Here is an 11,919-nt window from a genome sequence, read left to right on the forward strand (position 1 = left end):
CCGACATCCTCGTCCGCGCCCTGTACGCCGAGGGCGCGGACGGTCCGCGGGTCGTCTCCGGCAACGGCGGCGTCCACGGCCGCGGACCGGGCGTCCTCCTTGTCGGCGCAACGGCCCGTGCGGGCTCGGAGCCCGGCGTTCGGTGGCGCCGGCACCGCCCGCTCAGTGCTCCGCGATCAGCGGGTCGATCATGCGGTGCAGACTCGCGGCGGAGAGGGGGCGCAGCGCGCGGGCCGCGATCCTTCCCTCGCGGTCCAGCACGATCGTCGAGGGGATGGTCTGCGGGTTCAGGCTGCCCCTAGGAAACCCGTAGAGCACCAGCTTCCCCACCGGGTCGTACAGGCTCGGGTAGGTGACGCCGTGGTTCCTCTCGAACGCCAGGCCGGCCGACCGGGTGGCGTCGCGGGTGTCGATGCCGACGAACGCCACCCCCTCGGCGCGCGTCTCCCGGGCGACCTTCGCGAACAGGGGGGCTTCCGCGCGGCACGGCGGACACACGGAGCCCCACACGTTCATGACGACGACCTTTCCCCTGAGATCGGTGACGTCCAAGGGGTCTCCCTGGAGGGTCTCGCCCTTCAGTTCGTTCGGCGGCCGCCGCTCGCCCCTGGCCACACGGGAGATCCCGTCGGCGCCCGCGACGAAGCCGGCCCGGCTGCCGCTCCCGGCCGCCCCGCCGCTGCCGCAGCCCGCCAGGGCGGCCGTACCCACGACGACCGCCATGGCCGTACCGACCACACTCATCACACGGCGGAGACTCATGTGAAAAGTTTCGCATGCGTCCAACAGCACTCCGCGGGCGGCCACTTGCCGCCGGACGTCCGCGCACCGCTTCCCCTCCGGGGAGGCCCTCCGGCCCGCCGTCCGCGCGTACGGCGGGTCAGCGGCTGTCGCTGTCGCCGACGCTGTCCATACGGCGCCGGTCCTGTTCGTCCCACTTCCGCGTGTCGCGCGGCTGGGTGTAGGGCTCCTGGTCCGCCGGGTGGCCCCCGGCGACCGCCCGCTGCCGCGCGGTCTCCGCGTCGAACTCCAGGCCGAGCAGGATCGCCAGGTTGCTGATCCACAGCCAGATGAGGAAGACGATCACGCCGGCCATGGTGCCGTACGTCTTGTTGTACGACCCGAAGTTGGCGACGTAGAAGGCGAACCCGGCGGAGGCGACGAGCCAGATCACCAGGGCGAGGAAGCTGCCCGGAGTGATCCAGCGGAACCCCTTCACCTTGGCGTTGGGCGTCGCCCAGTACAGGATCGCGATCATGAGGGTGACCAGCAGGACGAGGACGGGCCACTTGGCGATCGACCACACCGTCACAGCGGTGTCGCCCACACCGAGGGCCGTTCCGGCCTGACGGGCCAGGCTTCCGGTGAAGACCACGATCAGCGCGCTGACCACGGCCAGGATCAGCAGCACCACCGTCACCCCGACACGCACCGGCAGGATCTTCCACGCCGGCCGGCCCTCGGGCATGTCGTACACCGCGTTGGCGGTGCGGGTGAACGCGGCCACGTATCCGGAGGCCGACCAGATGGCGAGCACCAGGCCGACGATCGCCATGATCGAGCCGACGCCGGCGCGCCCCTGCATCTGCTGCACCGCGCTGGTGATGATGTCCCGGGCCGAACCCGGAGCGAACTTCTGGATGTTCTGCAGCACCTTGTCCGTCGTCGACTTGCCGGTGAGGCCCAGCAGCGAGACCAGTGCCAGCAGTGCCGGGAACAGCGCCAGGATCCCGTAGTAGGTGAGGGCCGCGGCGCGGTCGGTGAGTTCGTCGTCCTTGAACTCCCGCAGGCTGCCCTTGAGTACCGCGCGCCACGAGTGCTTGGGCAGCTCGGTCGGGGAGTCCGGTGCGCGCCGCTCCGCCTCGGGGCTCGGCCCGAAGCGCTCGCCGGTGTCGTCCGCGGGCGGGGGGCCGGAGGCCCGGCCGCGCTCGGGAGCCGTCGAGCTGTGCTCGGCCACTCCGTCTCGATTTTGTCCGATTTTTGGCATTCGAGTCATATGGGCTGTGTAACCAGTCCGCGCCACCCCACTCCTTCACGCGGCAATCCATGCGGATCCGGCCGCCGGGCAGGCATGAAGGCGCCGTGCCGGGCAACCCGACGGACAGGACGCGCGGCTCGCACACCGACCAGGGGGAACCATGTCACTCGGAGCACGCGGCATGCTCGCCGTCACCGCCGCGGCACTCGCCGGAAGCGGGGCGGCCGTCACCGCGGTCCGCTGGTGGTCGCGCCGCCAAGGGGCACTGCCGGCTCGGACGCCGGCCCTGTACGTGGTGGGCCAGGACCCCCCGGACCGGATCGCACCCGAGGACCTGCTGCGCCGCCACTGGAGCACGCTGCATCCTCTGGACCTGGCCCCTTGATGAACCGGTCGTATCGGGGTACTCGCGTCCTCACGTCCCGGCGCGGCAGCGCACGCGGGCGGAAGAAAGCCACTGACGGGAGGTGATCGCCATGACGAATACCCAGCCCCATCCCGGATCGGACCGGCAGGCGCAGGGCTCGGAGCCGGTGGGCGAGCTGGTGACGCGGGCGTCGCAACAGCTGACCGAGCTGGTCCGCGGCGAACTGCGCCTGGCACAGGCGGAGATGAAGGAGAAGGGCAAGCGCTACGGCAAGGGCGGCGGACTGTTCGGCGGCGCCGGCCTTTTCGGGTTCCTCATGCTGGAGGCCCTGGTGGCCACCGCGATCGCCGCCCTGGCGGTACCGCTGCCGGTGTGGGCCGCGGCCCTCATCGTGACCGCGGTGCTCGGGGTGATCGCCGGCGTGCTGGCCCTGACCGGGAAGAAGCAGGTCGACCAGGCCGCGCCGCCCACTCCGGAGAAGACCATCGAGAACGTGAAGGCCGACGTGGCCGAGATCAAGGAGAGCGCGCACCGATGACCCAGCCACCTCACGACGAGCCCACCGCTTCCAGCCCCGAGGAACTGCGCGCCCAGGTCGAACAGACCCGCCACGAACTCGGTGAGACGGTCGAGGCGCTGACCGCCAAGACCGACGTGAAGGCCCGCGCCCAGGCGAAGGCCATCGAGGTCAAGGATCAGGCCGCCACCAAGACGGAAGAGCTGAAGGAGCAGGCCCTGGTCAAGGCGGGAGAACTGAAGGCGAAGGCCACCGAGGTCGCCCACCAGGTGCAGGACAAGCTGCCCGAGCCGGTCAAGGAGACCGCTGGACAGGCCGCCGAGCAGGCCCGGGCCAAGGCCGCGCAGGCCGGCCGGCTGTGGGAGGACAAGGCTCCGGAGCCGGTACGGCAGAAGACGGCGCAGGGAGCCCGGCTCGCTCGGGACAACCGCAACCTCCTCCTGGCGGCCGCGGGCGTGGGCGTGGTCCTGTGGCTGGCCTGCCGCCGCGGTCAGGACTGACGTCGACACGAGCGGAACGCTCGTCGCCCTGCTCGTAGGGGCGTGAGGGGAGGGCCGGTACCGCACGGGTACCGGCCCTCCCCTCACACGTCACCCGGTTTCCGTCGTCTCCGCCGAACCGCGTGAGGCTCGGGGCGCCGAGGCGGGGCCAGGTGGCAGCTGCACGGTCATGATCAGGTGGCAGGTCGTGTTGCCCGCGCCGCGGTAGACGTGCGAGGTGTCCGCGTCGAACGTGGCGGTCTGCCCGGCTTCCACGGTGTGTTCGCTGCCGTCGACGACCAGGACCATGCGCCCCGAGGTGACACTGACGGTCTCCACGACACCGGCCTGGTGGGGGTGGCTGGGGTACACCTCGTCCGGTTCCAGGCGCCAGCGCCACACCTCGACGGGGGCCGGGCCCGAGGTCGTCAGGACGAGCCGCGCCTCGCCGCCGCGTTCCCCCGTCCACAGCGGAGCCACGGCGTCGGCGGCCACGACGCGCACGCGGCCTTCCGGCGGCCCCTGCATGAGGGCGGAGACCGAGATGCCGAGGGTGTCGGCCAGCCGCACCAGCGTGGCCAGGTTGGGGTTGCCCTGCGCCTTCTCCAGTCCCACCAGGGCGCCCTTGCTGACCTGGGCGCGCCGGCTGAGTTCCTCCAGGGACAGGCCCGCGCGGGTGCGGGCCGCCCGGACGTTGTGCGCGACCGTCCGCAGGGCCGCGGCTGTCTCGGCCATCTGATCACCCTCCTCGCAGAATCATTTCAATGCACCGGCCGGTCGTTTGGTTGACACGGTCCGGTCGGAACGTTGTACGGTTCGGTCGTTCCGTTGATAGTAGGGGATGGACCGTGATCGCTCTGCTGCTGGCCCTGGGCAGCTCTCTCACCTACGGGTGCGCCGACTTCCTCGGCGGCCTCGGCGGCCGCAGGGTGCACGCGCTGCGGACCGTGATGATCGCGGCGCCGGTCGGTCTCGCGGTCGAGCTCGCGCTGTGGCCGTGCTCGGCGCCTCGTTCAGCGTGGGTGCCCTGGGCTGGGGGCCGCGTCGAAAGTCGCCTCGGCAGCCGCGTTCGCGCTGCTCCACCGCACGTTGGCGATCGGCCCGATGGACGTGCTGTCGCCGGTGACCGCACTGGTGTCGGCCACGGTGCCCGTCGGTGTGGGCCTGGCCCAGGACGAGCACCTGGGGACAGCCGGACCGGTGGGACTGCCGCTCGCTCCCCGTATCCGGCCGGCACCGTCCTGCTCGCGCGGGGCGTGCTCGCCGAAGCCGTCCACCGCGGCCGGCTCGTCGGCCTGTGAACCGCCGCCGCCGTCACCCTCCTCGCCCTGACCTGACCCCTGACCTGACCGTTCCCCGATGGGCCGACCCACCCGCCCCCACGCAGCAGAAGGAAACCCGCGCATGCCCGCATTCCGCCTGTCCCCCGCCGTCGCGGACGCGTTCCCCGACACCCTCATCGCGCTGGTCACCGCCACCGGCCTGCGCGCCCGCGAACCCTGGCACGGCACGACGACCGCCCTGGAGGAACTGGAACGGCAACTCGCCGACGGCACCTGGCGGCCCGCCGACGAGACCGACCCGCGCATCGAGGCGTGGCACACCGCCTACCGCTCCTTCGGCACCAACCCGCGCCGCATCCGCCCCAGCGTCGACGCGCTCGGCCGCCGGATGGCCAAGAAGGGTTCGCTGCCGCGGATCAACCCGGCCGTCGACTCCTACAACGCCGTCTCCGTCCGTCACGGCCTGCCCGCCGGCGCCTTCGACCTGGACCGCGTCACCGGTGACGTGGCCGTCCGCCCCGCCGACGGCACCGAGTCGTTCACGCCGCTCGGCGAACCCGACGCGGTCGAGAACCCCAGGCCGGGCGAGATCATCTACGCCGACGCCACCGGCGTCCTGACCCGCCACTGGAACCACCGCGACGCCCACCGCACCCGCGTCACCGAGGACTCCACCCACGTCGTCTTCGCGCTCGAAACCCTTCACGCCACCCGCGACGGCGACCTCCTCGAAGTCGCGGCGCACGAGCTGCGGGGACTGCTCGCCGCACACGCCGACCGGACCGCCGTCCACCACCTCGGCCCGGCGCACCCGGAGATCACCGTCTGAGTTCTCCCGTCCCGGTGACGAGGGCCGTTCGGAGCGGGCGGGCCGTCAGGCCGAGGGCAGGGAGGACGGCCCGCCCTCGTCACCGCGGCCGCAGTGCGCCCCGGCACCCCCGTGCGGAGACGACCTCGTGGCCGCCGCGGCGAGTTGGTCACCCTGCAGTGCGCCGACGGGCCGGCCATCGACGGCGCGCCTCCCGCGTTCGCCTGTCCGGGACCGGTGGGTTTGTGGTTCCGGACGGTGGTTAGGTTCGAAGGGGAGAGCTTGGGAAGCAGGCGCCGGCGCGCCGGGTCGATCACACGGCCCGGCCGCCTGTCACGTCTGCCGCTTTTCTGTAGGGAGCGCCCGCATGAGCCAGCTGTCCTGGTCCCCGGCGGAGGAGGCCGTCCCCGCGGCTCCCCCCACCCGCGGCGAGCCGCGTGTGGCACACCGGACGCAGGAGGAACTCGACGAGCGCAACAGGTCGTACGGCCATGCCGGGGTGTCCCAGGCTCAGGAAATACTGCGCGGACGCTACCGCCTGGCCACCGCGCAGGAGGCGTTCGTCCTGCTGAGGAACGCCTCGCAGCGGCACAACATCAAACTGCGCACCCTGGCCGACGCGGTCATCCGCACGCCGGGGCCCGACCGGGACGCGGCCCGCTGGTTCCCGGCCCGCGCCCGCTACAGCCCGCCCCGGCTGTCCGGACTCAGCGTCGACAACGGCTCGCGCGCCAGCCAGGGAGCCGTGCTGAAGGCGGTACTCCACCAGGTCCTGTCCGTCACCCAGACCCCGATGGGCAATGTGCAGCTGGCCCGCGGCGGTCAGTTGCACCTGGTGCGGCACACCGGTCTGAACAGGTACTTCACCGACTTCTTCGCCTTCGTCGACGCGCCCACCACGGCGTGCTCGCGGGCCGCCGCCGAGCGCCGGCAGGTCACCGTCCCCGATGTGGCCGTCGCGGACGTGTTCGACGAGGCCTCCCGACAGGCCATTCTGCAGGCGGGCAGCCGGGCGGTGCACAGTCTTCCCCTGCTCGACCGGTCGGGCAGGGTCCTGGGCATGGTCTCCTCGCACCACGAGCGTCCCGTCGGGGGATTCTCCCGCGCGCGGCTCACGACGCTGCGGCAGACCGGTTCGGACGCCGGGCGCTGGCTGGACTGGCACCGGCGCACCGTGGTCCTGGACGCCCTGGAGCACCTGCACAGCACGGCCACGGCGACCGCCGCCTGAGCGGTTCCCCGGGGACGCGCCGAGGGAGAGGTCGGTACGGGGGTGCGGGGATGCGTCCGTCGGTCCGACGGTGCGGGGACCGACGGGCGCGGAGCCGTCGGCCCGTGCGGGTCGACAGCTCTCGCCTGACTGCCCAAGCGATCCCCTCGCCGGCACCGGCGGGCGGTCCGTGACCGCCGGCGCGGTTCTGGCGTACCTCACGTTCTCACCGGACGCGGGGAACGTACACGGGTTGCGGCGGATGTTCACAGCGCGGGCGCCGGTTCGTCACCGGCCGACCGGCGAGGTGCCGGGGAACGACGCGGCCGACCGCCGGAGTCGGCGGCCGAAGCGTCCGTTCCCGCCACGGGGCATGGTGGAGGGGTGACCGTACTCGCCGCGCTGTTCGCCGTCATGGGTGCCGCAAGCAACGCGCTGGGCACCGTCTTCCAGCGCAAGGCGGCCGCCACCGTCCCGAGCGGCGGTGGGCTACGGCTCATCCTGGCCCTGGCCCGGAAGCCGGCCTGGCTGATCGGCATCGGCGGAGTCGTCGGGGCGGCCCTGTTCCAGGCGCTGGCGCTGCTGAACGGCCCCATCGCCCTGGTCCAGCCGCTGTTCATCCTGGAACTGCCGTTCGCCCTGCTGTTCGCCATCCCGCTGCTGCACCGGCGTCTCCCCCGCCCCGGCTGGTGGGCGGTGGCCGGTGTCGTGGGGGGTCTGAGCCTGCTGCTCGCGGCGGCGGCGCCGTCGGGCTCACGGGACCAGGCGTCGATGGCGCGGTGGATTCCGGCGCTGGTGCTGTGCCTGGGTGCGGTGGGCGTGCTGATCGCGCTGGCCCGGCAGCGGCGCTCGTCCCTGTTCCGCGCCGCCGTGCTCGGCAGCGCGTCGGCCATCAGCAACGCGCTGACCGCCGCCCTGCTGAAGTCGGCGACGAGCACCTTCGCCGACGACGGCCTGTCCGCGTTCCTCACGACCTGGCAGACCTACGGTTTCGCCCTCACCGGGGTCGGCGCGATCCTGCTGCTGGAGAACGCCCTCCAGGCGGGCTCCCTCGCCGCCTCGCAGCCGGCGCTGACCATCGGCGACGCGACGGTCAGCCTGCTGCTGGGTGTCAGCCTGTTCGGCGAGAGCATCCGCACGGGGTGGTGGCTGCTGCCGGAGGCGATCGGGGCCGGGCTCATCGTGTGGGGCGTGGTGCGGCTGACCCGGGTGGTCCCCCACGTACGCGACCTGGCGGGCTGAGCGTGACAGTAAGGCACCTTATATTTACATGCTATAAATGCAAGGCACCTTACGATCGACCTTGAGGCCCTCAGTCATGTCCACGCCACCCAGCACCTCCGCCGCACCGCGTCACCACGCGATGGACTCCGCTCCACAGCCACCGGGCGCCACCGGACTGAAGGGGGTTCTGCTGCCGGTGGCGATCGTGCTGGTCATCGGCTCGATCTTCGTCAGCGTGTTCCTGGCCGCCTTCCACGCGCCCCGGCCGCACGACCTTCCCGTAGCCGTCGTCGGCACGACCCGCCAGGCCGAACAGGTCTCCGCCGGGCTGGAGTCCGGACTGCCCGGCGGCTTCGAGGTGAAGCGGTACGCCGGCGTGGGCCCGGCCCGCCGCGCGGTCGAGGACCGCAGGGTCTACGCCGCCTACGTCACCGGCTCCGGCGGGTCCCCGCAGCTGCTCTACGCGGGTGCGAACGGCCCCTCGGTGACCTCGACGGTCACCGGCGCCTTCTCCGGTGTCGCCGACGCGAGCGGCGAGCGGCTGACCGTGCGCGACGTCGTGCCGGCCGCCGCGGGCGACACCCGCGGCATGTCGGTGTTCTACGCCGGGTTCGGCATCGTCCTGGCCGGCTTCCTCTTCGGCCTGATGACCTACCAGATGGCTCCCCGGCTCGAGTACCGGTGGCGGCTGGCCAGTCTGACCGCCTTCAGCGTCCTCGGTGGCGTCGTCGTCGCGACGATGGCCGGCGGTCTCGGCTTCTCGGCGCTGCCCGGGCCGTTCCTCGGCATAGCAGGGGTCATCGCGCTCATGGCCGCGGCCATCGGCAGCGCGACCATGGTGTTCATGCGCCTCTTCGGCCGGGCCGGCATGTCCCTGGCCGCCGTGGTCCTGCTGACCTTCGGCAACAGCACGAGCGGCGGCACGCTGCCCACCGCCTACCTGCCCGCCTGGCTCCACCCGCTCTCCGAGATCCTCCCGGTGGGCGTCGGGGTGCGGGCCGTCCAGGGCCTGTCCCACTTCGGCAACGACGGTCTCACCTACGGCGTCGCCGTCCTCGCGGCCTGGATCCTGGTCTGCGGCGCCGTGCTCTACTGGCGCGACGCCCGCGGTCCGGGCCGCCCGGCCACCGGCTGACCCCGCCGTACGCCCTCTCGTAGAATGCGACCGTGACCGACGCCGCGTTCCCCAACACCGGATACCTGGCCTGGCAGTTCTCGCAGATCATCGCCGGGCGGCTGGAGCGGGCGCTGCGCGCGGAGGAACTCACGCTGGCACAGCACAACGCCCTTCAGCAGGTCACCTGGACGCCCGGAGTGTCCGCCGCGGAGATCGCGCGCCGCTCCGGCATCACGGCCCAGTCGATGGGGGCCGCGGTGAACCAGCTCGTCGAGCGCGGCCTGCTGCGCCGCGAGGCGCATCCGACGAGCCGCCGCAGCATGCGGCTGTTCGCCACCTCCGAGGGACACGCGGCGGCCGCGCACTCCATGTCGATCGCCGGCCGGGTCGAAGGGGAGACGACCTCGCCGCTCTCACCGGACGACAAGGACACCCTGCACCGTCTGCTCCACCGCCTGGTCGAGGACCTGAACCCCGACGCCCTGGCCGTCGACAGCCGGTCGCTCACCTAGGAGCTGTCCGGATCGGGCCGGGCTGTCAGGACCTGGCGAGGCGGCCGTACGGCGCACGAACGGCTGTGTCCCCCGCCCATGGACAGGGGACACAGCCGGATCCGGTTCGCGGACGCTCGCCGCGGACCGTCGTGCTCGGCGACCGGGTTACGGGACCAGGACGATCTTGCCGGTGGTGTGGCCGGTCAGGCTCTGACGGTGGGCGTCGGCGGCGTCGCGGAGCGGATAGGTGCCGGCGACGAGGATGCGCAGCCGGCCCGCCTCGGCGGCCTCGGTGAGCTGCGGACGGGCGGCGGCGCGCACCTCCGTGCCGGGGTCCGCGCCGGGCCCGCCACCCAGGAGTTTGATGCCGGCCCCGGCACCGCGCGCGAAGGCGGCGATGGAGGCGATGCGCGAGCGATCCGCCACCAGTTCCAGCGAGACGTCCACCGCTTCGTCGGTGCCCACCAGGTCGGCCGCCGCGTGGACGCCCTCCGGCGCGGCCTCCCGCACTCGGTCGGCCAGACCGGGCCCGTACGCGATCGGGATCGCGCCCAGGTCGCGCAGCAGGTCGTGCTTGGCCGGGCTCGCCGTGCCCAGGACGGTGGCGCCGCGCGCCACCGCGAGCTGCACGGCCAGCAGGCCCACGCCCCCGGCGGCTCCGTGGATCAGCACCACCTCGTCCTTGCCGAGGCCGACGGCCTCGAGGACGTGCACGGCGGTGACGCCGACGACCATCAGGCCGCCGGCCTGCTCCCAGGACAGAGCCGCGGGCTTCGGCAGCACCGACGAGGCGGGGACGACGAGTTCGGCCGCGTACGCGCCGGCCGCCGGATAGGCGATCACCTCGTCGCCGACGGCGACCGGACCGGCGGGACCGGTGGCGGCGGCGCCCACCGCGGTCACCACGCCGGCCGCTTCGGAGCCGAGCCGCATCGGCACCTTCGCCGGATCGGTCCCGAAGGCACCGCTGTACAGCTTGTGGTCGATGGGGTTCACGCCGGCCGCACGGACCGCGATACGCACCTCACCAGGTCCGGGATCCGGGACAGGGGCGTCGATCACCGACAGCACCTCGGGACCACCGTACGCACGCGCCACCACTACTTCGCTCATGTCAGGAATCAACCCGGTGCCGGCCGGACTCATTCCGCACCGCCCTCGGTGGATGTCACGCGGCCCGCGTGAGCTGTGCGGGGTGAGCGCGTCACCGGTGCTTCACACCCTCCCGGGCCAGCGGGGCGAGGGTCGGCCCGGTGACGGCCACCTCCCCGAGGGCTTGGTCGACGGCCGTCAGCAGGTCCTCGGACAGGTCCACGCCGGAGGCGGCGGCGTTGGCGTGCACCTGCTCGGGCCGGGAGGCGCCGGTGATCGCGGAGGCGACCTCACCCCGGCGCAGGACCCAGGCGAGGGCCAGGGTCGCCATGCTCATCCCGGCCTCCTCGGCGACCGGGACGAGCCGCTGGACGGCTTCGAGGATCTCGTCGCTGTGGACGAGGTCCTTGGACACCGCCATCGTCGCGCTGGCGAAGCGGCTGCCCTCGGGCACGGGCTGCCCCGGCTTGTACTTGCCGGTGAGGACGCCCTGCGCGAGCGGCGACCAGACGACCTGGGAGATGCCGTTGGCCGCGCACAGCCCGAAGACCTCCGCCTCGGGGGCCCGCCACAGCATGGAGTACTGCGGCTGGGAGGACACGAACAGGTCGGGGCCGGCGAGGTCGACGGCGGCCTGGATCTGTTCCGGCGTCCACTCGCTGAAGCCGAGGTAGCGGGCCTTGCCCTGCTCGACGACCTTCTGCAGCGCCTCGACGGTGTCCTCGACCGGTACGTCGGGGTCGAAGCGGTGTGCCTGGTACAGGTCGACGTGGTCGGTCCGCAGGCGGGCCAGGGACGCGTCGATCTGCTTGGCGATCTGCGCCGGGGACAGGCCGCGGTCGGCCGGATCGTCCGACATCGGTCCCCACACCTTGGTGGCCAGGATGTAGGAGTCACGCGGGTGCGCCGAGAGGATCTCCCCCCACGCCGTCTCGGCGGCTCCCCGTCCGTAGACGTTGGCGGTGTCGAAGAAGGTGATGCCCGCGTCGAACGCCGCCTCCGTGCAGGCGCGGGTCGCGTCCGCTTCGACGCCGCCGGAGTAGGTGAGCCAGGACCCGAGGGAGATCTCCGAGACTTCCAGGTCCGAGCTGCCGAGTGTGCGGTACCGCATGGATCGCTCCTTGGGTGGGCCGGGGGCGCCCGGTCGGCGGCCTGCGCGCTGCCGGTCGTAGGGCGGAGGTGGTGGAGTTGTCGGCCGCGCCACCGGTGGTGGCGACCTGGTCCGCGCGGCTTCGTACCGCGGGTTCCAGGATCACGTCGGGGGTGGGCGACCGCGACTCCGGGTACCTCGGGTCTCTCCGCCGTCACCGAGAATCGGAGGGATATGGACGCGGTCTCCCCGCGGTCGGC

General features: G+C 72.6%; 13 protein-coding genes. 8 read left to right on the forward strand and 5 right to left on the reverse strand.

The window, feature by feature from the left end:
• Positions 1–162 precede the first annotated feature (162 nt).
• Both ABZT03_RS08410 and ABZT03_RS08415 read right to left on the reverse strand, forming a co-directional pair.
• Positions 163–762 carry a TlpA disulfide reductase family protein gene (locus ABZT03_RS08410; RefSeq protein ID WP_356035274.1) on the reverse strand — a complete coding sequence of 200 codons (600 nt, stop codon included), beginning with the start codon at positions 760–762 and terminating at the stop codon, positions 163–165.
• 118 nt (positions 763–880) lie between these two features.
• Positions 881–1,957 (reverse strand): YihY/virulence factor BrkB family protein, encoded by a 1,077-nt coding sequence (locus ABZT03_RS08415; protein WP_356035277.1) that lies wholly within the window; start codon positions 1,955–1,957, stop codon positions 881–883.
• A gap of 181 nt (positions 1,958–2,138) precedes the next feature.
• Between ABZT03_RS08415 and ABZT03_RS08420 the strand changes: the two genes are divergently transcribed.
• The 3 genes from ABZT03_RS08420 to ABZT03_RS08430 all read left to right on the forward strand — a co-directional run bounded on the left by ABZT03_RS08420 (position 2,139) and on the right by ABZT03_RS08430 (position 3,362).
• Positions 2,139–2,363, forward strand: coding sequence for a hypothetical protein (locus ABZT03_RS08420; RefSeq protein ID WP_356035281.1), 225 nt, complete (start codon positions 2,139–2,141; stop codon positions 2,361–2,363).
• Between the two features lie 91 nt (positions 2,364–2,454).
• On the forward strand, positions 2,455–2,883 hold the full coding sequence (locus tag ABZT03_RS08425) for a phage holin family protein (protein WP_356035284.1): 429 nt from the start codon (positions 2,455–2,457) through the stop codon (positions 2,881–2,883).
• Entirely contained in the window at positions 2,880–3,362 is a 483-nt protein-coding gene (locus ABZT03_RS08430) for a DUF3618 domain-containing protein (protein WP_356035287.1), read from the forward strand. Before ABZT03_RS08425 ends, ABZT03_RS08430 begins: the two co-directional genes overlap by 4 nt.
• Positions 3,363–3,452: 90 nt before the next feature.
• Here the strand turns inward: ABZT03_RS08430 and ABZT03_RS08435 are convergent, their stop codons facing one another.
• Complete coding sequence (locus ABZT03_RS08435; protein WP_356035290.1) at positions 3,453–4,076, reverse strand: XRE family transcriptional regulator; 624 nt, start codon at positions 4,074–4,076, stop codon at positions 3,453–3,455.
• A 669-nt stretch (positions 4,077–4,745) separates the two neighbouring features.
• On the opposite strand from ABZT03_RS08435, the gene ABZT03_RS08440 reads away from it, so the two are divergent.
• From ABZT03_RS08440 to ABZT03_RS08460, 5 genes are all read left to right on the forward strand, one after another.
• Positions 4,746–5,453, forward strand: a complete 708-nt coding sequence (locus tag ABZT03_RS08440) for a phenylalanine--tRNA ligase beta subunit-related protein (protein WP_356035292.1) — start codon at positions 4,746–4,748, stop codon at positions 5,451–5,453.
• Between the two features lie 346 nt (positions 5,454–5,799).
• Positions 5,800–6,663 carry a GAF and ANTAR domain-containing protein gene (locus tag ABZT03_RS08445; protein ID WP_356035295.1) on the forward strand — a complete coding sequence of 288 codons (864 nt, stop codon included), beginning with the start codon at positions 5,800–5,802 and terminating at the stop codon, positions 6,661–6,663.
• Positions 6,664–7,026: 363 nt separating this feature from the next.
• The gene (locus tag ABZT03_RS08450) at positions 7,027–7,884 is read left to right on the forward strand and encodes a DMT family transporter (protein ID WP_356035297.1); all 858 of its coding nucleotides are present in this window, start codon (positions 7,027–7,029) and stop codon (positions 7,882–7,884) included.
• Between the two features lie 76 nt (positions 7,885–7,960).
• Positions 7,961–9,001, forward strand: a complete 1,041-nt coding sequence (locus tag ABZT03_RS08455; RefSeq protein ID WP_356035300.1) for an ABC transporter permease — start codon at positions 7,961–7,963, stop codon at positions 8,999–9,001.
• A 32-nt stretch (positions 9,002–9,033) separates the two neighbouring features.
• Positions 9,034–9,495 carry a MarR family transcriptional regulator gene (locus tag ABZT03_RS08460; RefSeq protein ID WP_356035303.1) on the forward strand — a complete coding sequence of 154 codons (462 nt, stop codon included), beginning with the start codon at positions 9,034–9,036 and terminating at the stop codon, positions 9,493–9,495.
• A 147-nt stretch (positions 9,496–9,642) separates the two neighbouring features.
• Here ABZT03_RS08460 and ABZT03_RS08465 read toward each other — a convergent pair whose 3' ends face one another.
• Both ABZT03_RS08465 and ABZT03_RS08470 read right to left on the reverse strand, forming a co-directional pair.
• A complete protein-coding gene (locus ABZT03_RS08465) occupies positions 9,643–10,575 on the reverse strand; it encodes an NADP-dependent oxidoreductase (protein ID WP_356035577.1) in 933 nt (310 codons plus the stop codon).
• 106 nt (positions 10,576–10,681) lie between these two features.
• On the reverse strand, positions 10,682–11,680 hold the full coding sequence (locus tag ABZT03_RS08470; RefSeq protein WP_356035306.1) for an aldo/keto reductase family protein: 999 nt from the start codon (positions 11,678–11,680) through the stop codon (positions 10,682–10,684).
• Positions 11,681–11,919 lie beyond the last annotated feature (239 nt).

It is taken from the genome of Streptomyces sp. NPDC005574 (assembly GCF_040605435.1).
GTDB lineage: Bacteria > Actinomycetota > Actinomycetes > Streptomycetales > Streptomycetaceae > Streptomyces.